Origin of the sequence: Brochothrix campestris (genome assembly GCF_046058945.1) — a bacterium.
GTDB classification, from domain to species: Bacteria; Bacillota; Bacilli; order Lactobacillales; family Listeriaceae; genus Brochothrix; species Brochothrix campestris.
The window spans coordinates 2,271,184-2,297,879 of record NZ_CP175511.1 but is presented as its reverse complement, the minus strand read 5'-3'; the positions used below and the strand labels follow the sequence as shown (position 1 = coordinate 2,297,879).

Here is a 26,696-nt window from a genome sequence, read left to right as displayed (position 1 = left end):
AGTCGATTTTATGAGTGTTTACCGCGTGCTTGGTAATGTTCACTATGATGTAATGGTTGTGGCTTGCCACCATTACGTTGTGAACGACGACGTGTGCGACGGCGGTATTCACGGTGGTTCTCTTTACTTTGTCGTTTTTTAAAGCTATCTTTCCGTTGTTTTCGTATTTCTAATGAATTAGTTTGTTCTTCTTCACTATGGTAATAGCCATTTAAGCGACGTGTTTCAACGATATCGATAAAGGCTGTAGGATCGACGCTTTTGATGGTGCGCTCAATCTCATAAATTTCATAATTGCTCACAACCATCATAATTGAATAAATCGGTTTTTTAGAGTAGCCACCGTAGGCCGGAATAATCGTCGCACCGCGGTCGAATTTTTGTTGAATAGCTGATACGACGAGGTCGGCATGTGGCGTTATGATAAAGACTGTTAATTTTTGATAATTCGTATGAATCAAATCAACGACATAACTGTTTACATAGCGTGAAACCAACGTATACAAGGCGTTTTGCCAATTAAAGATAGCACCAGCTGCGACGATGATAATGCCATTTAAAATCATAAAGTAGCGCCCTGTCGGGGTATCTTTTTTTCGGGCTAAGTACAGTGCGATGATATCTAATCCACCAGTTGAAATTCCGTGTTTTAAAGCAATACCAACACCGGCAGCAGAAATAACACCACCAAAAATAGAGTTGAGGATGATATCAGATGAAATCGCATAAGTGGGTAAGACTGAAATGAAGAACGAGGTAATCCCAATCACAATGAAACTGTATAAGGTCAGTGATTTGCCGACTTTTGTCCATCCTAACCAAATGATTGGTAAATTGAGTACTAAAATAAGTAGACCGAGATCTAAATTAACATGGAAAAAGTCATGGAAAATATCGACTACCAATTGAGCAGCCCCATTAATGCCAGAAGCGTAAACTTTGGCTGGAATTAAAAACAATTTCATACTTATTGCGCATAAAAATGCAGCGATAATAGCGATGGCAATCTTTTTTAAATGTTCATAGTAAGCTGAGTTTTTTACCGTAGACACATGTATTCATTCCTTTTTAAAATTAGTGAGAAGCTTCCATATTTCAATCTCTATCATAACATTTAGGGAAAGGTTTGCCTATTTTTGTATTGTTAATCAAAAGTCTATTTTACGATAATGAAACCTGATGTATCTGCCTACAATAGGGGCACTCACTCTTAGTGAAATAAGGATATAAGAGCTCGGGTGCAAATCAGGTGATGATTGTGGTAAAATTACAAGAGTAATTAGGAAACAGAATAGAGTGGAGTTGAAATGATGCCATCATATAAACAACGTCGCGATTTACGCTTTCTGATATATATCGTCGTCATCGTCTTTGTTGTCCTGGCAATTTTATCAGAAATATACCATTGGTGGTTGGTTTTTCCGTTTCTCATTGTTGCAGCAAGTGTGTTAGTTATCCTTATATTTGCCGAATTACGACTGAATCGTAAAATTAAGCAAACGACGGATGAACTAACACAACGTGTACATACAGCGGAGCAACAAGCTGTGAGTGATATGCCTTTAGGTTTAATTATGTACAATCAAGCAGCTGAAATTGAATGGTTGAACGATTATATGGCACGATATTTCAAAAATGAGCAAATACTAGGTTCATCTTTACGAGACGAAGAAACTGAATTGTGGGATTTTATTCAAGCCGCACCTGCAAAACAGACACAGACTATTTTTTGGCATAACCAATACTTTGAGTTAACCGTTAATAAAGTTGATCGAATTGTCTATTTACAAAATACGAATAAGCTTGAAGATTTGGTGCAAGAAAATGAAGACAGTCAAATTGTTATTGGCGTTATTTTCTTAGATAATTATGATGAATGGACACAGGGAATGGATGATCGTCGCCGAGGTGCTTTGAATAACATTGTAACGTCAACCTTGGGTCAATGGTCACGAACACATGCTATTTTTCTAAAGAGAATGTCTTCAGAAAGATATACGGTTGTTATGCGTCATTCAACTTTAGAAGAACTTGAGAAAACAAAGTTTGCCATTTTAGATACGATTCGTGAAAAAACATCGAAGAAGAACATTCCGTTAACCTTAAGTATCGGTTTAGCTTACAATGATGCTGATTTAACGGTGTTGGCGGAGTTAAGTCAGTCTTCACTTGATTTAGCGCTCGGTCGCGGTGGCGATCAGGTCGTCATTAAGCAACCTGAAGGCAAAGTCCGCTTTTATGGTGGGAAAACAAACCCGATGGAAAAACGAACACGCGTACGTGCCCGTGTGATTTCACAAGCGTTGCAAGAACTTATTTCACAAAGTGATAATGTCGTCGTTGTTGGTCATCGCTTCCCTGATATGGATGTTATCGGTTCTTGTTTAGGGATTCGAAAAATTGCTGAAATGAATGGCAAGGATGCTTATGTTGTCGTTGATACCGAAATGTTAAATGACGATGTGCAACGATTGATGAGTGAGATTGATAAGAACACGGATGTCACGCGCAATCTTATTTCACCGCAGAAGGTGAAAAATCATATTACGAAAAACACCTTGTTGGTGGTAGTTGACACACATAATCCAGCGATGGTGGAAGCGAATGAACTGCTCGAATTGATTGATCAATGTGTTATTATTGATCATCATCGTCGCTCAGAGAACTTTATTACACATCCGAATCCAGTGCTCGTCTATATTGAACCATACGCCTCATCGACTGCTGAGTTGATTACAGAGTTGTTTGAATATCAACCATCGGGAACATCGATTTCGGCGATTGAGGCAACCGCAATGTTAGCAGGTATTGTGGTAGATACGAAAAACTTTACGTTACGGACCGGTTCGCGTACATTTGATGCGGCGTCATATTTACGCTCACTTGGTGCAGATACGGTATTAGTTCAACAATTTTTAAAAGAAAACCTCGACACCTTTATTAAACGTAACCGTTTAATTGAAACAATGAATTTCTACCATGAAGATATGGCCATTACGAGCGGGCCGGATGACGCCCCTTATAACAACGTGTTGGCGGCACAAGCAGCTGACCGAATGCTGGGGATGGAAGGTGTCGGTGCATCCTTCGTTATTTTCAAACGTGAAGATGGTAGAATTGGTATTAGTGCAAGGTCGTTAGGTGAAATTAACGTCCAAATTATTATGGAAATGCTCGGTGGTGGCGGCCATCTTTCGAATGCAGCAACTCAGATAGAAGAAAGTAGCGTATTGGAAGCTGAAAACCGTCTAAAAGAAGCCATCGATGCTTATTGGAAGGGAGAAGAATAAAATGAAAGTTATTCTACTTAAAGATGTAAAAGGTACAGGTAAAAAAGGCGATATTAAAGAGGTGCCAGATGGTTATGCGCATAACTTTTTAATCAAAAAAGGTGTGGCACAAGAAGCCAATGCAGCCAGTATCAGCACATTAAAAGCGAAAGAAAAAAAAGCGGATAAATTAGCGGCGGAAGAAGTGGCGAAAGCCGAACGTTTAAAAGCAACATTAGAAGCTGTTACCGTTGAATTAAAAGCAAAAGTAGGGGCAGATGGTCGTGTTTTTGGCTCAGTCTCATCGAAACAAGTCGTGCAAGGTCTAGAAAAGCAAGCCGGCATTAAAATTGATAAACGTAAAATGACGATGGATCCAATTCGTTCTTTAGGCGTTACGAAAGTACCTGTAAAACTACACCATGACGTTGAGGCGATTTTCAATGTGCATGTTAGTGAAGAAAAATAAGAGCATGAAACAAGCGATGAAAGGAGTTGCCTGATGGAAAATATCGATCGAACACCACCACAAAATAATGAGGCCGAGCAGGCGATTATTGGTGCTATTTTTATCGAGCCAAATGCGTTAATTACCGCGGCTGAAGTCTTGCAACCCGAAGATTTTTATCGCCAAGCCCATCAACATATTTTTAGAGCGATGGTAATGATGAACGAACAGGGCAAAGCGCTCGATGTCGTCACTGTCAGTGAAATGTTAAAATCACAAGGTTTAATTGAAGATATTGGTGGTATCACTTATTTAACAGATTTAGCCGTGTCTGTTCCAACCGCGGCTAATATTGCTTACTACATTGAAATCGTTGAAGAAAAGGCGTTATTACGTCGTTTAATCAATACCGCCACACAGATTGCAACGAGTGGTTTTGCCAATGAAGAATCAGTCGAAGCCTTAGTTGATGATGCTGAACGTCGCATTCTTGAAGTAGCCCAACGTAAAAATGTCGGTCAGTTTAAAAACATTACCGATGTTCTATCAGAAGCCTACGATAACATTGAGCTATTGAGTAACCGTGAAGGTGATATTACCGGTTTACCAACCGGATTCAAAGAACTTGATCGGATGACGGCAGGGTTTCAGCGTAACGATTTAATTATTGTTGCGGCCCGTCCTTCGGTTGGTAAAACAGCCTTTGCCTTGAATATTGCGCAAAACACCGCGATTAAGACGAATGAAACAGTCGCCATTTTCAGTTTGGAAATGGGGGCGAGTCAATTGATTAACCGGATGCTTTGTGCCGAAGGAAATATCGACGCCCAAAACATGCGGACCGGTAAATTGAATGATGAAGAATGGCGTAAATTAGCGTTGGCTATTAGCACGCTATCGAGTACAAATATTTTCATTGATGATTCACCAGGTATTCGCGTCAATGAAATTCGTTCCAAATGCCGTCGTTTAAAACAAGAACACGGTTTAGGTATGATCGTGATTGATTATTTGCAACTTATTCAAGGGAGTGGTATTGGTGGCGGTGAAAACCGTCAGCAAGAAGTATCTGAAATTTCGCGAACGTTAAAACAGCTTGCGCGTGAACTTGAAGTGCCAGTTATTGCGCTCTCACAATTATCACGTGGGGTTGAGCAACGTCAAGATAAACGTCCGATGATGTCGGATATTCGTGAATCTGGTTCAATTGAGCAAGATGCCGATATCGTTGCCTTTTTATATCGTGAAGATTATTACGACCGCGAAGCTGCTGAGGAAGATAACGGCACGATTGAAATTATTATTGCGAAGCAACGGAATGGTCCAGTCGGAACAGTACAACTTGCCTTCGTGAAAGAATATAACAAATTTGTTGATCTCGTTGTGAGAGACGATATGCCACCGATGGGGGCATAACAACTAAAGAGTCTGACCTTGTGTCGGACTTTTTTAGTTAATATTCATTTTTTGAAAAATAATGAGCAGAAAATGAACGAGTGCTGGTAAGAAGTAGTGCTATAATGAATTATTTGTTGAAAGAAAAAATTGATAAGAGGTGTAAACGATGAAAAAAAGTCATATTAAGTGGGTTGTTGTCGGTTTATTGCTCGGCATTTTAATGTCAGCGATGGATAATACGATTGTCGCAACTGCAATGGGTACGATTGTATCCGATTTGGGTGGATTAGATCATTTTGTTTGGGTAACAGCAGCGTACATGGTGACGATGATGGCTGGGATGCCGATTTTCGGTAAATTATCTGACATGTATGGTCGTAAACGTTTCTTTATCTTTGGACTCGTGGTCTTTTTAATTGGATCAATGCTTTGTGGGATTGCTGATAGCATGATTCAATTAAGTGTTTTCCGTGCCATTCAAGGGATTGGTGGCGGTGCGTTAATGCCGATTGCCTTTACCATCGTCTATGATATTTTCCCACCACAACAACGTGGTAAAATGACGGGGATGTTAGGAGCCGTCTTTGGTTTATCAAGTGTAATGGGGCCGTTACTCGGGGCGTACATTACTGATAGCTTTAGCTGGCATTGGGTCTTTTACATTAATGTTCCAATCGGTCTGGTTGTCATCGTTTTAATGAGCATCTTTTATAAAGAAGCGACCGCGCCCAAAAAACAAGTGGTCGATTGGCTCGGAGCGGCAACACTTGTCATTGCAGTCGTCAGCCTCATGTTTGGTTTGGAATTAGGTGGCAACACCTTTGCTTGGGTATCTGTGCCGATGTTAATTTTAGCCATTATCTTTGTGGTATTTGCACTGCTCTTTATTTGGGCCGAAAAACGCGCCGTCGATCCGATTTTACCGTTTTGGATGTTCAAACGTCGCCTCTTCTTAACCGCCCAAATTGCAGCCTTCTTTTACGGTGCGACCTTTATTATATTAACGGTGTACATTCCGATTTTTGTGCAAGCGGTATACGGCGGAAGTGCTACTAACGCGGGCTTTATTTTAATGCCAATGATGATTGGTTCAGTCCTTGGTAGTGGTGTCGGAGGTAGCTTGCTAACCCGCGTGAAATTTCGTCACTTAATGAGTGCGTCAATTGTCATCTTCTTTATCGGTATGCTCTTGCTTGCAACGATTTCGGCTGAAACATCGCGTGTGTTATTGAGTACATACATGGCGATTGCTGGTATTGGTGTTGGTTTTTCATTCTCAGTCTTACCAACGGCTTCAATATATAATCTTGAAGGTCGCTTCCGTGGCAGTGCGACATCAACGAACTCATTCTTGCGTTCGTTTGGGATGACGATTGGGATTGCAGCTTTTGGTGCACTGCAAACAAATACGTTTGCAACGAAAATGAGCGAAGCATTTGCAGGCGTAAAGGTCGATCTTGCTCAGTTTGGCAATACACAACAATTGTTTGAAGCCTCATCACGGGCCAAAATTCCTGACGAAGTATTGAATCCAATTGTTGATGCAATGGCTTCGAGTGTTTCAACCATCTTTTTAGTCGCTTTAATTCCAATTGCGGTCTGTGCCGTGGCTATTTTTATGATGGGTAACGCCAAAGATGGCGAAAGTTTAAAATAAGAGGTTAAGGCTGTTAACGATAAATTGGCAGTCTTTCTCTATGAAATAACAAATTTATGCTTAAAAACGAACAGAATCACGATTGCGAGGGAATAATGTTCGTGAAACAGTTGACCTTTCGATTGAAACGTTGTATAATCGAGGGTGGATAAAATGTATAGTATAAAAATTTTGAATGAGGTGTTTGGATGTCTTCAGTTGTTGTAGTAGGAACACAGTGGGGTGACGAAGGTAAGGGTAAAATCACGGATTTTTTAAGTGAACAAGCTCAAGTTATTGCGCGCTATCAAGGTGGCGATAACGCCGGTCATACAATCAAATTTGGTGGCGAAACATATAAATTACAGTTGATTCCATCAGGGATTTTTTATGATGATAAGTTAAGCATTATCGGTAACGGAATGGTTGTCAATCCGAAGTCTCTTCTTCGCGAAATGAAATACTTAGAAGACAAAGGTGTTAATACATCAACATTGCGTATTAGCAACCGTGCACATGTGATTTTACCGTACCATATTCGTTTAGATGAGGCTGATGAAGCACGTCGTGGCGATAACAAAATTGGTACAACAAACAAAGGAATCGGACCTGCATACATGGATAAAGCATCACGTGTTGGTATTCGAATGATTGATTTGTTAGACAAAGAAGTGTTTAAAGAAAAATTAATGTACAATTTGGGTGAAAAGAATCGTTTGTTTGAGCGCTTTTATGAAGTAGAAGGCTTTACATTCGAAGAAATTTTCGAAGAATTTTATGAATATGGTCAAAAAATCAAAGACCTTGTGTGTGATACATCAGTTATCTTAAACGATGCTCTTGATGAGAATAAACGTGTCTTATTTGAAGGTGCTCAAGGCGTAATGTTAGATATCGATCAAGGTACATATCCTTACGTGACATCTTCTAACCCAACTGCCGGTGGTGTGGCTAACGGTTCAGGTGTAGGTCCTTCTAAAATTGATTACGTAGTTGGTGTTGTTAAAGCATACAGTTCACGTGTTGGTGATGGTCCATTCCCAACGCAGTTAGACGATGCTATTGGCGATCGTATTCGTGAAATTGGTCATGAATATGGCACAGTGACAGGACGTAAACGTCGTGTTGGTTGGTTTGATTCAGTGGTTGTATCGCATGCTTGCCGTGTGAGTGGTTTAACCGATTTATCAATCATGTTGTTAGATGTTTTATCAGGTCTTGAAACAGTTAAAATCTGTACCGCTTATAACTATAAAGGTGAAATCACACGTGAATTCCCTGCAAGCTTAAAAGATTTAGCTTTATGTGAACCTGTTTATGAAGAACTTCCAGGTTGGAGCGAAGACATTACAAGTGTCACATCGTTTGAAGAATTACCAGTTAATGCGCAGCGTTATATCGAACGTATCGCCGAAATTACAAAAGTACCTGTTTCAATGTTCTCTGTTGGACCAGATCGTGTCCAAACAATTGTTTTAACGGATGTTTGGTCTAAATAAGGTGATTGAAAACCGTACATATCATTAGTGTGTACGGTTTTTTTAATTGCTCAAAAATAAAAATGTGATAAAGTTAAGGAGAGTAATATTACGTTTCATGTGAAACAAAAACGTGTAATGGGGATTGCACGGGGATAATTTAGGATAGGGAGGGAAACATTGATGTTTTCCAATAAAAGGGGACGCCTAATGATGACTGCGATTAGTCTCATTATGGTGGTATTATTTGTGTTTGCGATACGAGAACAAATAGAGGCGAAGAAAGCTGAAAAAACGAATGCTGTCGTCCAAATCGAACAAGCATTAACGAAGGCAGAGCAAAACTTAACAACAGCAGATATCGCAAAGGCTGAGGCGGTATTAAAAACAGCTACTCATCTCACGGACACTTCGGACTATGCGAAAACTATCGAACGGATTAAGCAAAGACAAGTGAAAAAAAAACAACAGCAACAAGCGCAACAACTTGATGTACCCTTAATCAATCAAATGGATGCACCACGATTATTTAACGGTTGCGAGGTAACGAGTTTGGCTATGTTGCTTAATTATGAGGGGGTGACAGTCACAAAAAATGAATTGGCTCAACGAATACCAACTGTGCCATTAACATATGATAATGGTCAAAAAGGCAATCCACATGAAGGATTTGTTGGGAGTGTGTCAGGAGATACTCCGGGTATAGGGGTGTATCATGAACCGATAGCAACCCTAGCTAAGCAATATGTTGCGAGTGACCGTGTCCGTGATATTTCGGGAGAATCGTTTGAAAAGGTGTTGGCAGCTGTGCTAGAAGGGTATCCCGTTTGGATTATTACGACCAGTTCATTTACTCCGGTGACTTCGATGCAAGAATGGCAGACGCCAACTGAAACGTTAGAAATGACGTACGATATGCATTCTGTTGTCATCACGGGGTTCGATCAAACGCATATTTACATTAACAATCCATATGGTGAAAAAAAGCAACAACTTAAGCGCTCAGACTTTATTGCTGCCTGGAAACAAATGGGACAACAAGCAGTTTATATTAGTAAGTGAGTACGGGCTTGCATCTCTGAGTGAAAGTGCTATAATAAAGCGTGTAAAGAGAAATTATCGGGTTGTTAGCTCAGTTGGTAGAGCAGCTGACTCTTAATCAGCGGGTCGAGGGTTCAAGCCCCCCACAGCCCATTATAAAAGTGAAAAATCCTGACAGCTTAGCTGTCAGGATTTTTTTGTTTATCATAAAATAAAATATTTGTATAGCTAGCGTATGCAAAGTGATGAAAAAAGTGGTTATTTATGTCTAGTTAGTGACATAATAGAGCGTGAATGAGTTTCTTTTATCACTTTACAAGTAAAATAAGGAATAAAGACCTACGTTATTTAGTGAGAAAGTATCTTTTAATTATTTAATTAAATCGCTATACTTATAAAAGGAAGTTAGTTCGGGATAATTAATTTCCTCTAGTGTTGTTAGTAAGGGGTTACTGACAACGATACGGGTTAAGTGATATTTCTAAGGGATAATTATGAATACAGGGGGAAATATAGGGATGATTAAGAAACTTAAAAAGAGTTTTGTTTTATTTGTGTTGGTTATGTTTATCGCACAAACAGTCACAGCCAACATGGTAGTGACGGCGAGTACGACACAAACGGGTCCGGTAATTGACGATGTTATTGTGTCAGCAACGGAAGAAGCTGAACAAGATGTTGAGACGTTAACGGACGGACAAACAGTCTATGTAAAAATGGGATTTACATGGACACCAGGGAAAGATGATAAGTCGACATCATTAACAGTACCAATTCAATTACAGGGGAAGGTAATTGAAAATGGCACTGTATTTAATGATGCCCAAAAAGATGTTGGACGTTATCTCATCGAGGACGACGAACTCAAGCTCGACATTGATGACAGTAATGAGGCAGACGGAGCATACGTATTAACTTACAAAGCGACATATCAAGCGACAGAGAATGTAGCGGATACTGTCTTGTTAACGTTTTTAAGTGGAGAGCAAAGTATTGTTAAAACGTTTGCGAGTAAGGAAACAACGCAAACGGACAGCGAATCAGACGCTGATAGTTCGGATTCAATGAGCGATATAGCATCTGATTCCGGTGCCAGTGATACGGAGTCAACGGATGAGAAAACGGTTAAGGCAGAGGAATCAGCGACAACATCAACTGAAAAAACAATAGTACCTGCTGAAAAAGCAGTGAAAAAGACCGCTCTGAAAGCAGTCGACATTGCTAGTGCAGCACGTGAGCCACATAAAATCACAGAAAACATTATTACAGCAGTGGCAGTAACAGATAAAACAGGCAAGCCATTTACAACGAGTAATCCGGCGACAACTGATGATGATGTCACAATCGACTTCACTTGGGATCTTCCGGATGAGTTAGATATCGTGGCGGGTGATACATATGAGTTCCAATTGCCAAATGTCTTCAAGATGTTGTCCACTGTCAAAGGTGAGATGCTCGATTCAGATGGTGCCGTTCTTGGTAACTATGTAATTGGCACGGATGGTAATGTCGTGATTACATTATCAGATGAAGCAGCTACGCGTTCAAATGTAAAAGGTCATATTAAAGTAACAACGAAATTCAATAAAGAAAAAATTGTAGGTGAAGTTGAGCAAGAAATTGTTTTTCCACTTGCTGAAAAGAACATAAGCGTTCCGATTACATATAAGCCAGAAAAAGGAACTGATATTAGCAAAGAAGGAAAGCTAGATAAGCAATATAATTCTTTAAATGTACAATGGACAGTCGACATTAATACGAGTTTAGACACGATTGCTAATGCAGTTGTGACAGATGCTGTTCCGAGTAGTTTAAGTATTACTAAGGTCAGCGTGTATGAATTATTTGTTGATGTTAAGGGTGGAATTGAAAAAGGTGCACTCGTTGACCCGAGCAAGTATACGGTTAGTGGTGGCACTGTTACGTTTAAAGATTCAACCATCAACAAGGCGTATCGAATTTTCTACGATACAAAAATTAATAATGCCGACAAATTAACAGGAGTACAAACATTTAAAAATACGGCGACTTTAACTGGCACAAATAAAGTAGCTACTTCTGCTGCCAGTGTCAGTGCAAAATATGGTAAAGCATTAGCTAAAGAAGAAACCGGTTATAGTTCTAGCAACTTAGGACATTATTATACAGTTAGATATAATTATAATGAGCAGCCGATTGCCAAAGAACAGGCGACTATCACCGATAAATTTACGAATTCGATGATTTTAATCGGCAGTCTATCTGATGTGAAAATTTACCCCGTCTCGATTGATGAAAACGGGAAGGAAACGATTAGTAATACGCCGTTAGATGCCAGCCAATACGACATTAAAACAGCGAACGATGCAAGTAATAATGGCTTTACAATTAGCTTCAAAAATAACGTGACATCGGCATATGCCATCAAGTATGGCATTAAAGATGCGGGTATTGTTACTACTGAAAGTAACTTTAAAAATACAGTGTCAGCACCTACGTCTGAGGACGTAGTGGTTAATGGTCGTTCTGTTCAGAGTAGTATTATTAAAGAAATCGATGGATCAGATAACGATGCCGAAACAGTCAACTGGAAAATGACACTAAATACGACAGGTTATACAATGAAAAATATGAAGATAAATGATACTTTTAGTAGCAACGCGTTAACGTTAGTACCTAATTCACTAAAATTAGTTGATAAGAGTGCGAGTGATAAAGTATTAAAAGAAGGAACAGATTACACGTTGACAGCAAAAACAGGCGATAAGACTGGTTTTGATATCACCTTCATTGGTAACTATGCAACGACAAACCATCAATTCATTCTAACGTATCAAACACATTACGAAGCATTTGCTAATAAGACAACTAAATATGATAACACAGCACAATTATCATGGACGAGTGAAGATGGTAAAAACTATAATTCGACCAGTTCGAAAGATTATACTGCTCCAGCAGAAACATTGAGTAATGGTTCAAAGTCAGGTAGTTATAATGCACAAACAAAAGAAATCACATGGCTCATTAATGCAAACTATAACCGAGCTGATTTGAATAATGCCAAAATTACAGATAAAATTCCTTTTGATGAAACAACAGCAACGAATCAGGTTTATGTTGATAAATCAGCACAGGTATATCATTATAGTGTTACAAAAAACGGAAAAGTTGTTAAAGGTGTCGCACTTGATCCGAGTGAGTATACGTTAACAACACCAACAGCAGCAAACAATTATACCATTGAGGTAGTATTTACAAAAGCGTTTAAAGGTAATGAAAGTTCAGTTGCTTTAGAGTTTAAAACCTCGCTTGCAGGTCAAATAATAGTAGAGAAGTATAATAATACAGCAACATTTACGAATGATGGTACTGACTATCCGCTAACAGCAACAGTATCAGTGCCAAATGGTCAATTTCTTGTTGATAAAGCAGGGAAACAAGAGGGTGATAAAATTGACTGGGTTATTACAATCAATCGTAACCAGTCAACTGTTAAAAATTACAAAATCAAAGATGATCCAACATCTAATCAAGTATTAGATCAAGACTCTTTCCACTTATATCCAACTGATGTATCTGCCAATAGTGGTATCACAGCGAAAACAGATACGCCGCTAGTAGAAGGTGTTGACTACAAGTTAACGATTAGTACAGATGGATCAACAGGGAAGCAAAGTTTCGAGTTGGAATTCTTAAAAACAATCGATCGTCCTTATGTATTAAACTATTCGTCAGTCATTGATGCTGATAATGGTGAAAAGGTAAACAATGTAGTTGAAATGACAGGCGATAATGTAACAATGCAAATTCAAAAGCACTCCAAAGAAATTACCGTGCAACTATCATCCGGTTCGGGTGATATTGTAGGTGTACGCGGTGGTTTGAAAATCACTAAAATTGATGAAACAACAAAGGCAGCGATTGCAGATACAACCTTTGTCGTTTACGATAAAACAGGAAAAACGGCCTTGCGTTCAGGTAAAACCGGCGCAGATGGAACATTAACATTTAACGGTTTACGTGCGGGTGACTATCTTATTAAAGAAATGGATGCTCCGGCAGGTTATTCACTTAACCCAGCTTATGCTGCAGGTAAAAAAGTAACTGTCAAAGTTACAACTGAAAATCCGATGATGGATTTGACAGTCGAAAATCCGAAAACATTAGTAACAGTTAAAAAGATTAATCAAGCGGGCACAGGCTTAGCGGGAGCAGTCTTTAATGTACTTGATAAAGATGGAAACATCGTGTTCCCGAATTTAACCTCTGATACTAACGGGCAGTTAGCGATAGAAGGTTTAATCGAAGGTGATTATCAATTAAAAGAAGTTGGAGCACCAATTGGTTATGTGCTAAACACAACACCACAACCGTTTACAGTGGCATTAAATGCAGATGGTACAATGGTTCCAACGACAGTTACGATGACAAATTATCAAGGTAGTATTAAAGCAACAAAAACAGCCGCTGATGGCACACCGTTAGCAGGCGCAACATATAAAGTAGTTAACAGTAGTGATGAAACAATTAAAACAGCCGTTTCAGACAATAAAGGCCAAATCAATATTAATAATCTTGTGCCTGGTTCATATTATTTAGTAGAAGACAAGGCACCAGACGGTTATATCCTAGATTCGACAAAAACACCGTTTACAATTGATGAAACAACAGCCATAACGCCGGTTACAATCGATTTAGGAACGTTTTTCAACTATCAAGGGAAAGCAAAACTAGTTAAGACAGATGCAGAAGGAAAAGCGATTAAAAATGTGGCATTTGATATTGTTGATGCTAATAATAATGTGATCAAATCAGGAGTATCCAATGACAAAGGTGAAGTTTATGTCAGTGGTTTAGCGCCAGGTAGCTATAACTTTGTCGAAACGAATGCAGCACCGGGTTATATTTTGAATACAGCTAAAAAACCGTTTGAAATTAAAGATAAGCAAGTAGGTGAGCCTCAATTAGTAGAAGTAGGTTCGTTAGTAAACTATCAAGGTAGCATGACTTTAACGAAAACTGATACTGAAGGTCATCCACTAGCCGATGCAGAGTTCACCATTAAAAAGGCAGCGGGTGACATCGTTAAAACGGTTACCTCTGACAAAGATGGCGTTATCAAAGTAACTCATCTTGCACCAGGGGACTATACTGTGACAGAAACAAAGGCACCATCGGGCTACATTAGAAATACGGTCGAACAACCGTTTGTGATTACGGCAGCAACAGATAATGAACCCGCTATCGTTGAACTAGGAACGTTAGCCAATTATCAAGGAACTGTTCGTTTACATAAAGAAACGGCAGACCATAAGCCACTAGCGAATGCAGTCTTTAACATTGTAGATAAAGAGGGCGTACTTGTGAAAACAGCGACTTCAGATGAAGCGGGTGAAGTAACAGTTGCTGGCTTAGCACCAGGCAAATACAGCTTTATCGAAACAACAGCACCAACAGGCTACATCTTAAACACGACTCCAATCGACTTTGAAATTAGTGAAACACAGGCAGGCCAACCAACAGTGTTGGATGTAGGTGAAGTAATTAACTACCAAGGCACAGCAACAATACTAAAAACAGATGCCGACGGCAAACCATTAGCAGGAGCAGCCTTCGATGTAATCGATGAAACTGATGCGGTTGTTGCATCAGTAAAAGCGGACGACGAAGGAAAAGTAACGGTTAACGATTTAGCACCAGGAAAATACAGCTTTGTAGAAACAAAAGCGCCAACAGGTTACATTTTAAACACAACCCCGGTTGCGTTTGAAATTAAAGCAGAGCAAGCAGGCGAGCCAAAAGTGATTGAAACAGGCGCGTTTGTGAACTATCAAGGCACAGCAACATTACTAAAAACAGATGCCGACGGCAAACCATTAGCAGGAGCAGCCTTCGATGTAATCGATGAAACTGATGCGGTTGTTGCATCAGTAAAAGCGGACGACGAAGGAAAAGTAACGGTTAACGATTTAGCGCCAGGCAAATACAGCTTTGTAGAAACAAAAGCGCCAACAGGTTACATTTTAAACACAACCCCGGTTGCGTTTGAAATTAAAGCAGAGCAAGCAGGCGAGCCAAAAGTGATTGAAACAGGCGCGTTTGTGAACTATCAAGGCACAGCAACATTACTAAAAACAGATGCCGACGGCAAACCATTAGCAGGAGCAGCCTTCAATGTAATCGATGAAACTGATGCGGTTGTTGCATCAGTAAAAGCGGACGACGAAGGAAAAGTAACGGTTAACGATTTAGCACCAGGCAAATACAGCTTTGTAGAAACAAAAGCGCCAGCAGGTTACATCCTTAACCCAACAGCGATGGCGTTTGAAATTAAAGCAGAACAAGCAGGCGAGCCAAAAGTGATCGAAACAGGCGCGTTTGTGAATTATCAAGGCACAGCAACATTACTGAAAACAGATGCCGACGGCAAACCATTAGCAGGAGCAGCCTTCGATGTGATTGATGAAACTGATGCGGTCATTGCATCAGTAAAAGCGGACGACGAAGGAAAAGTAACGGTTAACGATTTAGCACCAGGAAAATACAGCTTTGTAGAAACAAAAGCGCCAACAGGTTACATTTTAAATACAACACCGGTTGCATTTGAAGTAACTGCTGACCCGACAGCGGAGTCAACAGTAGTCGATGCGGGCGCGTTTGCGAATTATCAAGGCACAGCAACAATACTAAAAACAGATGCCGACGGCAAACCATTAGCAGGAGCAGCCTTCGATGTGATTGATGAAACTGATACGGTTGTTGCATCAGTAAAAGCGGACGACGAAGGAAAAGTAACGGTTAACGATTTAGCACCAGGAAAATACAGCTTTGTAGAAACAAAAGCGCCAACAGGTTACATTTTAAACACAACCCCGGTTGCGTTTGAAATTAAAGCAGAGCAAGCAGGCGAGCCAAAAGTGATTGAAACAGGCGCGTTTGTGAACTATCAAGGCACAGCAACATTACTAAAAACAGATGCCGACGGCAAACCATTAGCAGGAGCAGCCTTCGATGTAATCGATGAAACTGATGCGGTTGTTGCATCAGTAAAAGCGGACGACGAAGGAAAAGTAACGGTTAACGATTTAGCGCCAGGCAAATACAGCTTTGTAGAAACAAAAGCGCCAACAGGTTACATTTTAAACACAACCCCGGTTGCGTTTGAAATTAAAGCAGAGCAAGCAGGCGAGCCAAAAGTGATTGAAACAGGCGCGTTTGTGAACTATCAAGGCACAGCAACATTACTAAAAACAGATGCCGACGGCAAACCATTAGCAGGAGCAGCCTTCAATGTAATCGATGAAACTGATGCGGTTGTTGCATCAGTAAAAGCGGACGACGAAGGAAAAGTAACGGTTAACGATTTAGCACCAGGCAAATACAGCTTTGTAGAAACAAAAGCGCCAGCAGGTTACATCCTTAACCCAACAGCGATGGCGTTTGAAATTAAAGCAGAGCAAGCAGGCGAGCCAAAAGTGGTCGATGCGGGCAAACTTGCGAATTACCAAAGCACAGTGGCATTAACTAAAGTTGATGATAAGCAACAACCATTAGCGAATGCTGTTTTTGAAATTGTTAATACTGATTTAGACGTTCCTGTCTTAGAAAATGTTGTATCAGATGAAACTGGGACAGTGACTGTAGTAGGATTAGCACCTGGTCATTACTACCTTCAAGAAACGCAGGCGCCAATTGGATACGAATTATCATCTGAAAAACGTGAATTTATGATTAGCGATGTGATGACGGAGACAATTATGACTAATCTAGGTGACTTTATCAATAAGATGGAAGTTGAACCGACACCTGAAATCACTCCATATCCAGAGGAGCCAAGCGAAACACCAGAAACAAGCGAAACACCAGAAACAAGCGAAACACCAGAAACAAGCGAAACACCAGAAACAAGCGAAACACCAGAAACAAGCGAAACACCAGAAACAAGCGAAACACCAGAAACAAGCGAAACACCAGAAACAAGCGAAACACCAGAAACAAGCGAAACACCAGAAACAAGCGAAACACCAGAAACAAGCGAAACACCAGAAACAAGCGAAACACCAGAGACAAGTGAAACACCAGAAACAAGCGAAACACCAGAAACAAGTGAAACACCAGAAGTAAACGAATTACCAGTCATGGTTGATAACAATCAGCCTGAGAGAGAAGAAACAATTCTTTTACCGTTGATACCATCAAATGACGTATTACTTACAGGTAAGCAACAAGACGGAGTGACAGTATATACCCCCGCCAAAGCGACAACACAAGAAACTGACCAAGTGACTTTACCAAGTACAGGTGAAGAAACGGATAAAGGTTTGATAGCGCTTGGTATGTTAATGATGTTATTCAGCATGATAACGTTACGAAAAACAAGGATTTAATGTTTTTTAAGTAGTAAACCTTATTGGTTTACTACTTTTTTTTTGTAGTAAAAGGAGGTTGTTTTTATTATTGAAATAAGGAATTAGTAATGGTATTGTTATCCGATTGTAACATTGAAGGAGGTTAGATATGTTACACTAATAAAGCTATATTGATAAATAAAGGGAGTGTCGAATCGAAAATGCTTAAAAAATTTATTACAGGTACACTAATTATCGGATTGACTGTTCCTTTAGGATTAAACAGTGTTCATGCAGATACTTATAGTGATCAAATTGAAAATATTGACATTCAAGCTAAAACAACCAAAGAACAATTAGTCGAGTTGACTGATAAAATAAAAGAAAATCAAGCTAATTCAAAAAAATTGTTAAAAGAAATAAAGAAGCAGCAACTTCAAGCCGATAAATTATCTAAGCGAAGCGTGCAGTTAGAAGATAAGATGGAAAAGCGTCGTGCAGTATTGGCGAAACAAGCACGAACATTGCAATCAAATGGTCAAACAGTAAACTATGTTGATTTTGTCTTAAATGCGGAATCAGTAACCGATGCGATTGCACGTGTTAATGTTGTCACACGTTTAGTAACAGCTAATCGCGAGATGTTCAATTCGCAAAAAGAAGATAAAGAACGCGTTGATCGAGCCGAGGTCAAAGCTAAAAACATAATGAATAGACAACGTGAAAATATCGTTGCGATTGAACAAAATGCCATTGATTTAAAAGAACAAGAAGCAACGAAAACTGCTGTTATTGCGCGATTAGCGACAGAAAAAACGACGATTCAAACGAAGAAAGAAGTCGAACTAGTGAGAGTTGCCGCAGAAAAAGCTGAAGCAGCCGCAAAAAAAGCTTCTGCTGCAGCTGAAAAACAACGAAAACTAGCAGCGAAAGCAACAAAAAGAACAACTGAAGATATTGTGAAATCATCTGAAAAAACAGTGGCACACATTGATAAGGTAAGTGAAACAACAGCCTCGTCAACAGAAAAAGAAAACGTTATCGTTGCAGATAAAGAAACTGAGGCTTCTGAGTTAGAAGAAGTAAAACCACCGGCTCAAACAGGAAGTGGCTACATTCGACCAACTTTGGCACCAATTACATCACATTACGGCGCTCGTGAAGGTCTTGATGCAAGTGGTTTCCATAAAGGCACCGATTTTGGTGGTGCGCCAGGTTCGCCTATTTATGCATCCAAAAGTGGGACTGTTGTGATTGCTCAAAATGATGGTGCGCCAGTTAGTGGTTATGGGATGGCGACATTAATTCAACATGAAGATGGCAACTATACTTTATATGCTCATCAATCATCGCAATCGGTTCATGTGGGTGATAAAGTATCCCAAGGTCAAGTGATTGGCGGAATGGGATCAACGGGGCAGTCAACGGGAACTCACCTCCATTTTGAAATTCGAACTTCGATGTATGGTGGAGAAGGTAACTTGTTGAATCCGGAACTTTTCTTCTAAGTAAATAAAAAACCAAAATGCTAAGTGCATTTTGGTTTTTTATTTGTGGAAATGGACAAGAGCCACTCTTCAATGTCAGAGTGGCTCTTTAATAGGTAATATAATGTTAATTTAATATTAAGTGACCGTTCATTGGGTCGAAGTTTAATTATCATATAAACAGACGCATCTGTTTAAGCCGCGGAATCATTCTCAACTTGTGCTTTCTAACTTAAGCAACGTAAACCCTGCCATCTTTTACGTCCTTGTGGCCCTATAGCCACGCCAGTGTGAAAAAGTATCTACAAAAACATCTAGTAGAATGCCGTACATTTCTATTACTATATAATAATAGTATAGCATTAATCTTGTTGGATAGCAAATTACTACTATTTACGGTCTTTTTTTAAGTGGTATATTTGAATGATTTGGTAATAAAAAAGGAGTTAGTACAGTGAAGAAAATGATTGAAACGTAATAGGTCTCTGGAAAAAGCGTCTGTTGTAAACCTAAGGCCGCTAAAATTAAGGCGATTTCACCACGAGACACCATTACTGTAGCAATTATAAGTGATGACTGTGGGTTGAATCCACATAATAAGCACCGATACCAGTACCGATTATATTAGTGAATACAGCCTAAGGCAAAGGATAATCGTCAGAAGTAAATGTTCTTTAATTTCTGTCAGTTGTAAGGATAAGACAATACTAGCAAAAAAGACCGGGATAATTAAAGTTTGTGCAAGCGGTTCACCTTTTTGTTGGAGAGCTTGCTTTAAAGTTGCTTTCCCTATGATCAACCTGGCGAATAAAGCGCTGATAAGGGCAACGCACAGAGAGGCTTCATGGATTTGTGTTTTGGCTAAGCCTTGCAATAATATGGGGATAAATAATCAACCGATAAAACAAAAGCAACTGAAAACAATAAATTTCCCAGGCAATATCGAGAGGCTTTCAATCTTGGTTGACAAAAAAACAATTAAAACGATTACGCTCTTTTTTGAACTGAAAAAAGTTTAGTTTTTTGACGGTTTGCACTTAAATGGTGCCCCGAGGTGGCAGTATATAACAAAGCGTGAAAGAAGGAATGTGCTGTTGTCCTCCCGGTCATAAATCCGATTAAGAAGCCTACTAAGATTGGGAAAACAACTCCGAAGATTGCAACCATTGTTGAAAGGTCTTTGTAATGATTCAACGCTTTTAAGTTTGTTTCGAGACCGACAGAAAACATCAAGAGAATGACACTAAGTGCGCTTAAAACGCTGACCAATTGAGATGGAGAAGGCAGTTGTAAGACAGCAGGTCCAATGAGGATTCCTGCCAACAATTCGCCGAGTACCGTCGGTTGGGAAATTTTAGTCGCGAAAAAACCAAATGATTTAGCGGCAATCAAGCTGATGACGAGTTTTAATAAAAGCTTGTGAGTCCGCTTTTAGTATGTATCAGTTTGATCTTACTGTTGACTTATCTAAATGTTCAGTCTATTATAACATGAAACGGATAGTTAGTTTTGAAAATCATTTTTTTCCATATACAGAGCAGAGAATGGTGAGCGACTTTATTCTATCGGTGCTATCATGTATACTATATGTGGTAGTTCATTATCCTTCACGCTTGAAAAATCAGACAATTCTAAATATTAGGATGAGATGGTTATAGTGAGTAATAATGACATCAATGAGCGTTAACAGCGTGAGGAGGAAAACGAATGGAAAAGAAAATTGGGTTTAGTGCCTATTTAGCGATTGGTTTAATGTTATTCGCATTATTTTTTGGAGCAGGAAATTTAATTTTCCCCGCATTTTTAGGTCAAGAAGCAGGTACACATTACTGGCCAGCAATTATTGGTTTTTTAATTACCGGTACAGGTCTTCCTTTTTTAGGTATTTTAGCAATCGGATTATCAGGTAAGGAGGATCTACAAAGCTTAGCGAGTCGTGTGCATCCTATTTATGGCCTGATTTTTACAGTAGTCCTTTATTTAACAATTGGACCATTTTTTGCACTTCCCCGTACGGGAACAGTATCGTTTGAAATTGGAGTGGCACCGTTTTTAAGTGAAGGTCACATGACAATCGGTTTAGCAATCTTTACAATTATCTTTTTTGGAGTCACTTTATTATTATCTTTGTCGCCATCGAAGATTGTTGATCGCGTTGGAAAATTATTAACGCCATTATTGCTCGTTGTTATTTTAGTACTTATTATTGCATCTCTTGTTAAGCCAATGGGAACAGCAGAAGCTGCCACTGGTAAGTATATAAGTGATTCATTTGTTAGCGGCTTTTTAGAAGGTTATATGACTATGGATGCTCTTGCAGCACTCGTGTTTGGGATTATTGTGGTCAATGCCGTGAAGGCTGTCGGTGCCAAATCGCGCAAACAAATCGCGATTATGTCAACGAAAACTGGCTTGATTGCGATTGTCTTACTGGCATTCATCTACGTCTTTATTGGTTTAATTGGGACGCAAAGTGTGGCGGAATTAGGTAGACAAGCCAACGGTAGCCCTGTTTTATCAGGAGCCGCACAGTTTTACTTTGGTAGTTTTGGTAAGATTTTATTGGCAGCCATCGTTTTCCTTGCTTGTTTAACAACAAGTATTGGACTCGTAACCGCTTGTGCGAGTTACTTCAATAAATTATTGCCGATGATTAATTACAAAGCGTTTGTGGTTATCTTCTCTGTCTTTGCAGGGTTAGTAGCTAATATTGGTTTAAGTAAAATCATTGCCTACTCAGTACCGGTGTTAATGGCGGTATACCCACTAACAGTTGTACTTGTTATTTTAACCTTCCTTAATGGTTTGTTTAAAGGACGTCGCGTTGTTTATGTCTCAACGATTTTATTTACAGCAGTTATATCAGTAACAGAATTTTTCAGAGCCTTAAATATTAATCTTGGTTTTATCGATAAATTCTTTGCTAATTATTTACCATTCTATGAAATCTCAATGGGATGGGTTGTGATGGGTGGTATAGGTCTTGTTGTCGGCTGGGTGATTGCTCTCATGACGAAACCGACGGTAACACCTGATTTAAACGATTAAAAAGTGTATTAATGAAAAACCTTTCATCTATTAAGGATGGAAGGTTTTTTATTTTTGGTGCAATTGTTGACAAATGAAGAGGATATTCGTTAAACTGAGCGAAACAAACTGTTTAACCGTTTACATCAATCGGTTAGTGGAACGTTGTTTACAGATAAGGGATTTTACGACACAGATGAGAATCTGTTGTAAGTGAGGGGAAAATAATGACAAATAAAAAAGAGCAGGTTATACCAGAGTTAACAAGTACATTACGCCAAGATATTATCCGTTTGCCGCTTGAAATCCAACAAGCAAGTGGCATTCGTATCTTTGGGAAATTGATAAAAGGGATTATCTTTAGTACCGATATTGCGATTATTAAAAATTGTAACGCGGATGCGGTAATTGCAATCTACCCATTCACGCCACATCCGACGATTATTGATGCCATCTGTCAAGTGGCCGATATCCCCGTGTTAGCAGGGATTGGCGGCGGTTTAACAAACGGTAAACGTTCGGTTAATATTGGCTTATCAGCAGAAGCTGAGGGCGCGATTGCCGCTGTCGTTAACGCACCGACACCTGATAAAACAATTAAACGGATTTTGGATTTCATTGATATTCCACTCGTTTTGACGATTGTATCAGAGCATACCGATGTACAGGCAAAGTTGGATTTAGGCATAAAGATTGTTAATGTGAGTGGTGGCGCTAAGACGGCTCAAATCGTCCGTCGTATTCGTCAACAATTCCCTGATTTACCAATTATTGCGACTGGAGGAAAAACACCAGAATCAATTGTTGAAACAATTGAAGCCGGTGCTAATGCTATTACATATACACCACCATCAAATGGTGAATTGTTTAAACGTAAGATGGAGTTATATCGTGAACAAGAGGAACAAAAACATCATTAAAATTGAAACACCCATCCGCTACTAAGGATGGGTGTTTTTTGATTTAGAGAATAAGAGTAAGCAGCCGATTCCACCGAGTAGGAGCGGGAAAACTAACGGGAAATCAACTAACTGGCCTAGCCATTTTTCCCGAAGGATGGCAAGATACAGCAACAACAGCAACAGCTGCTCTGTAAACTGTGTAAGCACAACCATGGCGATTGCCACTCCGATTAGTAGCAACACCCATTTGGTTTTTTGATACTGTTGGATAATTACAGCAGTCACGAGTAATAGACAAACAAGGAGCAAGGGTACAAAAAACGGTGAAGCACTGATCGGTGTCAAAAAAGTCGTTAGATAAGCTTGCAACAGCGTAATCGCCAGTAATGGATAGACGATTAAACCACTGAATAGAAAAATAGTTAGAAGAAACAATGTGAGAGTGAAGAGTCCTTTGATGAGCTGACGCAAAACCGAGCCACCTTTCTTACCATTAACGCAGTGAGGTGTACCAGCGTTTTGCTTCATTAACTTCGTCGGCAATGAGGCGGTGACCGAAATCGTGCCAAAAACCGGTAACCTCGCTATCACTCGTTTCGAAGATGGCAATTAACTCATCTGTCTCAGCCGGGGTACACATATTGTCGTTGCGCCCAGCACTAATGAAAATCGGCGTGTTTGTTAAGCGAGGATAGTGACTTTTACGCATAGGTACCATTGGATGTAAGAGCATCGCTCCGGCAAAGACATCGCCGTAGGTGAGCAAGAGGCTACCAGCAATGTTGGCTCCGTTTGAATAACCGATAAGGTAGCTATTGGCAACGTCAAAGTGATATGTAGTAGCAGCTTCGTTGATAAAGTTAAACAACTCGGTTGTACGGAAACGGAGATCTTCTTCGTCAAATAAACCTTCGGCGAGGCGTTTGAAAAAGCGTGGCAGTCCTTGTTCTAAAATATTGCCTTTAATGCCAAGAAGCGATGCGTGTGGATTGATTGCTTGCCCAATTTGGAGTAAATCTGCTTCGTCTCCTCCGGTACCATGTAATAAAATAAAGGTGGGTTCTTTTTCCGCCCCCGGTTGAAAAATATGTTTCATGTGGAACACGCCTTCTTTCTTTAAATAATGTTTTTAATTTAACATAGCATATTAGAAAATGCACAAAAAAAGATTGAATAAAAATGTTCACAAATTGGACAAAAATATGTTTTGTAGTAAAATAGAAGGGTAAAGTAAAGACAGAGATAAAGAGGAAGGGATGATTGAAATGACACTTTTAATTGGCGCAATTATTGGTTTAGTGGCCGGAGCAGTGATGTATCATAAAATTCCAGCGAGTTGGTTAACGAATGTGGTGGCTGGTTTAACCGGTGCGTTTGTCGGTGAAGGTTTGTTTGGCTACTGGGGTCCAATCATTGGTCAGACAATGGTGGTACCAACAATTATTGGCGCTTTGTTCTTCGTTGTGTTACTATCGTTCTTATTAACAATGACCTCACGACGTAACTACATTTAGGTCGACTGAGTACAACTAACAATTGCATAACTTATCAAGAGAGATGGAGGGTATGGCCCGATGAAGTCTCAGCAACCGGCAAATGCACGGTGCTAAATCCTACAAGCAAATGCTTGGCAGATGAGTAGACGAAAAACACCCTTCTGTGTAGCGAAGGGTGTTTTTTGTTTTAAGAGGGAGGGATAAACATGGGGACTACATTTAAACAAGCAAGTGAAGAAGCAGTGACCTTAGGTGTTATTTTAGCTGAATCAAAGCGTCGTGAAGCTAGTCGAATCGAGCGAAAAATTGTAGCACTTTATGCTGAAATAGCAAAACTTGAACAAGTTTTACAGCAACAAGGCTAACGATTAGTCGAATTGGCGTAAAAAACGACTGAAACGTGCTAATCCTTCTTCTAAGGTAGCGAAGTCGTTCGCGTAACCGATTCTTAAACCGCCCTCACAGCCCATCACAGAGCCTGGAACTAAAAAGACACCAGTCTCTGTTTGTAATTGGCGGCAAAGCGTTGTGGAGGCGATAGGCATGTCATAATGGAGGAGTGCAATCGGACCAGATTTGGGTTGCACATAAGAGATGTGTGGTTCATGCGTGACCCAGTCTGCCAAATAGTGGCTGTTTTTTTTAACAATTGCTAAATTACGGGCAATGATTTTATCTTTGTTTTGTAAGGCAAGCGTTGCTAAATAGTCGTCAATCATACCACAACTAATCGTGCTGTAATCACGGTGGTTGTTCAATTCCGGTACGAGCGTAAGTGGACTAATTATCCAACCGATACGAAGCCCAGGTAATGAAAAAGTTTTTGACATGCTACTTGTGCTAATACCTTTTTCGTATAGATCAGAAATGGAAGGTGTGAAGTTCGCGCCCGTTAAGGTTAGGCCACGATATACCTCATCAGCTAAAATATAGGCGTCGTATTTACGAGCCAACGCGATTAACTCCAGTAGTTGTGCTTCGTCCATTAAAGCGCCAGTGGGATTGTTCGGATTGTTAATCGCAATCAGTTTCGTTGCGGGTGTTAATAAGTGTTCGAGCGCCACTAAATCGGGTGCATAATTTTGTTCAGGTGTCAGTGGTAAAAAATCGACAATTGCACCATAAGATTGTGGCAGCGAGTAATGTTGCTGGTAGTTGGGCATGACAGAGACAATGTGATCGCCTGGTTCAATCAATGTTTCAAGCACAAGATGATTCGCGCCGATACCTCCGTGTTCAAGCGTAATTTGTTCGGGCTGAACATTGGTGTAAAGTTTTGCGATTTCATTGCGCAAAGCCGTACTGCCAAAAATATCACCATAAGTGAGTTTCATTTTTAAGATTGTTTCAATCGCTTCCGTCTTATTCCCAGCTAAATCGAGTAATTCTTCAGTTGTTAAAGCTTCAACACAAGATTCCGCAATGTTGATTTCGCACTGTGTCTCATAAACATTCATCCAATCTTCGACTCCAAAACGTTCTAATTTCATAATTAGCTCCCGTAAAATGTATTTTATACATACATTTTACATTTTTATGCACTGCAAGTAAACTGTTTTATCGTTTGAAGTGGGGAGTCGTTAAGCGAGTGAGTAAGGTGGTGATGGTTTTGTTTCGTAAAAAGAAAAGACTGACAATAATTGCAATGACAAGTACAACCATATTTTTAACAAAACGAATGGGGAATAAGGCTAAGGCAGCTTTATCAAGTACGATAGAAAGCCAATACGTATTGAGGACAGAATTGAGGAAGACAAAGACGAGGACATGTGAAATAATAATACGCCATAATTGCTTCGGTTTATTATATAAAAAGAGACTGTAGACAAAACCGCTTAGAAACGTTGTGAGTGGATACCCCGGAAAAAAGGCGACGCCTTTTGAATAGAGTAAAACACCAACAGTATCTGCGAGTGCGCAGGCAATGCCGGCAATAAGTGGGGGGAAATAAGCACCGATTAAGATTAATGGTAAAAAAACAAAACTAACACGGATAAAATCTAATTCAAGTGCTAAGAATCGTGAAAAAATAATCTGTAACGCAATTAAAAGTGCAAGTAAAACGAGCCGTTGAGTCGTAAAGCGATATTTTGTCATAATAGACCTCCTCAGGGTAATTTGAATTTGTTAGTACGGCTTAAATATAACAAAATGTTGTCAGATGGTCATGTCATTTTTTTCAGA

At 39.7% G+C, this 26,696-nt stretch carries 18 protein-coding genes, 1 tRNA gene, 1 pseudogene and 1 riboswitch; of the genes and pseudogenes, 13 read left to right on the top strand and 7 right to left on the bottom strand.

All coding sequences use genetic code 11. The annotated features are described in order from the left end of the window. Positions 1-8: 8 nt before the first annotated feature. Entirely contained in the window at positions 9-1,052 is a 1,044-nt protein-coding gene (locus tag ACJYYY_RS11265; RefSeq protein ID WP_232217907.1) for a YitT family protein, read from the bottom strand. A gap of 258 nt (positions 1,053-1,310) precedes the next feature. Between ACJYYY_RS11265 and ACJYYY_RS11260 the strand changes: the two genes are divergently transcribed. The 9 genes from ACJYYY_RS11260 (at position 1,311) to ACJYYY_RS11220 (ending at position 19,108) form a co-directional block, all read left to right on the top strand. Continuing rightward, positions 1,311-3,290 (top strand): DHH family phosphoesterase, encoded by a 1,980-nt coding sequence (locus ACJYYY_RS11260; protein ID WP_035313806.1) that lies wholly within the window; start codon positions 1,311-1,313, stop codon positions 3,288-3,290. Between the two features lies 1 nt (position 3,291). Continuing rightward, positions 3,292-3,738, top strand: coding sequence for a 50S ribosomal protein L9 (rplI, locus tag ACJYYY_RS11255; protein WP_408868961.1), 447 nt, complete (start codon positions 3,292-3,294; stop codon positions 3,736-3,738). A gap of 33 nt (positions 3,739-3,771) precedes the next feature. Next, complete coding sequence (gene dnaB, locus ACJYYY_RS11250; RefSeq protein ID WP_035313804.1) at positions 3,772-5,133, top strand: replicative DNA helicase; 1,362 nt, start codon at positions 3,772-3,774, stop codon at positions 5,131-5,133. 148 nt (positions 5,134-5,281) lie between these two features. Further along, positions 5,282-6,772, top strand: a complete 1,491-nt coding sequence (locus ACJYYY_RS11245; protein ID WP_035313802.1) for an MDR family MFS transporter — start codon at positions 5,282-5,284, stop codon at positions 6,770-6,772. Between the two features lie 188 nt (positions 6,773-6,960). Beyond that, positions 6,961-8,250: an adenylosuccinate synthase gene (locus ACJYYY_RS11240; RefSeq protein WP_035313800.1), complete on the top strand. Its 1,290-nt coding sequence runs from the start codon at positions 6,961-6,963 to the stop codon at positions 8,248-8,250. A 189-nt stretch (positions 8,251-8,439) separates the two neighbouring features. Further along, positions 8,440-9,291 carry a C39 family peptidase gene (locus ACJYYY_RS11235; protein WP_408868960.1) on the top strand — a complete coding sequence of 284 codons (852 nt, stop codon included), beginning with the start codon at positions 8,440-8,442 and terminating at the stop codon, positions 9,289-9,291. A gap of 59 nt (positions 9,292-9,350) precedes the next feature. Further along, a tRNA-Lys gene (locus ACJYYY_RS11230) sits at positions 9,351-9,423 on the top strand. 365 nt (positions 9,424-9,788) lie between these two features. Beyond that, on the top strand, positions 9,789-17,639 hold the full coding sequence (locus ACJYYY_RS11225) for a SpaA isopeptide-forming pilin-related protein (protein ID WP_408868959.1): 7,851 nt from the start codon (positions 9,789-9,791) through the stop codon (positions 17,637-17,639). A 182-nt stretch (positions 17,640-17,821) separates the two neighbouring features. Beyond that, positions 17,822-19,108, top strand: a complete 1,287-nt coding sequence (locus tag ACJYYY_RS11220) for a peptidoglycan DD-metalloendopeptidase family protein (protein ID WP_408868958.1) — start codon at positions 17,822-17,824, stop codon at positions 19,106-19,108. Between the two features lie 372 nt (positions 19,109-19,480). On the opposite strand, the pseudogene ACJYYY_RS11215 reads toward ACJYYY_RS11220, so the two are convergent. Together ACJYYY_RS11215 and ACJYYY_RS11210 are read right to left on the bottom strand one after the other, a co-directional pair. After that, positions 19,481-19,678 (bottom strand): annotated as a pseudogene (locus ACJYYY_RS11215) (cation:proton antiporter); the annotation flags it as partial. A gap of 396 nt (positions 19,679-20,074) precedes the next feature. Then, the gene (locus ACJYYY_RS11210; RefSeq protein WP_035315052.1) at positions 20,075-20,479 is read right to left on the bottom strand and encodes a cation:proton antiporter; all 405 of its coding nucleotides are present in this window, start codon (positions 20,477-20,479) and stop codon (positions 20,075-20,077) included. Positions 20,480-20,794: 315 nt separating this feature from the next. Here ACJYYY_RS11210 and brnQ point away from each other — a divergent pair, with 315 nt between their 5' ends. Together brnQ and ACJYYY_RS11200 are read left to right on the top strand one after the other, a co-directional pair. Then, positions 20,795-22,135, top strand: a complete 1,341-nt coding sequence (gene brnQ / locus ACJYYY_RS11205) for a branched-chain amino acid transport system II carrier protein (RefSeq protein ID WP_035315054.1) — start codon at positions 20,795-20,797, stop codon at positions 22,133-22,135. Positions 22,136-22,341: 206 nt separating this feature from the next. Then, positions 22,342-23,034 (top strand): hydrolase, encoded by a 693-nt coding sequence (locus ACJYYY_RS11200; protein ID WP_035315056.1) that lies wholly within the window; start codon positions 22,342-22,344, stop codon positions 23,032-23,034. A 21-nt stretch (positions 23,035-23,055) separates the two neighbouring features. On the opposite strand, the gene ACJYYY_RS11195 is transcribed toward ACJYYY_RS11200, so the two are convergent. Together ACJYYY_RS11195 and ACJYYY_RS11190 are read right to left on the bottom strand one after the other, a co-directional pair. Next, positions 23,056-23,487: a hypothetical protein gene (locus tag ACJYYY_RS11195; RefSeq protein WP_035315057.1), complete on the bottom strand. Its 432-nt coding sequence runs from the start codon at positions 23,485-23,487 to the stop codon at positions 23,056-23,058. A gap of 22 nt (positions 23,488-23,509) precedes the next feature. Further along, entirely contained in the window at positions 23,510-24,112 is a 603-nt protein-coding gene (locus tag ACJYYY_RS11190; RefSeq protein ID WP_035315059.1) for an alpha/beta hydrolase, read from the bottom strand. Positions 24,113-24,272: 160 nt separating this feature from the next. Between ACJYYY_RS11190 and ACJYYY_RS11185 the strand changes: the two genes are divergently transcribed. Continuing rightward, positions 24,273-24,530: a GlsB/YeaQ/YmgE family stress response membrane protein gene (locus ACJYYY_RS11185; RefSeq protein WP_035315060.1), complete on the top strand. Its 258-nt coding sequence runs from the start codon at positions 24,273-24,275 to the stop codon at positions 24,528-24,530. A 28-nt stretch (positions 24,531-24,558) separates the two neighbouring features. Beyond that, a riboswitch (SAM riboswitch) is annotated at positions 24,559-24,657 on the top strand. Positions 24,658-24,718: 61 nt separating this feature from the next. Continuing rightward, on the top strand, positions 24,719-24,877 hold the full coding sequence (locus ACJYYY_RS11180) for a hypothetical protein (protein ID WP_156921201.1): 159 nt from the start codon (positions 24,719-24,721) through the stop codon (positions 24,875-24,877). 3 nt (positions 24,878-24,880) lie between these two features. Here ACJYYY_RS11180 and ACJYYY_RS11175 read toward each other — a convergent pair whose 3' ends face one another. Together ACJYYY_RS11175 and ACJYYY_RS11170 are read right to left on the bottom strand one after the other, a co-directional pair. Further along, on the bottom strand, positions 24,881-26,002 hold the full coding sequence (locus ACJYYY_RS11175) for an aminotransferase (RefSeq protein WP_035315062.1): 1,122 nt from the start codon (positions 26,000-26,002) through the stop codon (positions 24,881-24,883). 67 nt (positions 26,003-26,069) lie between these two features. Beyond that, entirely contained in the window at positions 26,070-26,609 is a 540-nt protein-coding gene (locus ACJYYY_RS11170; RefSeq protein WP_051456996.1) for a folate family ECF transporter S component, read from the bottom strand. Positions 26,610-26,696 lie beyond the last annotated feature (87 nt).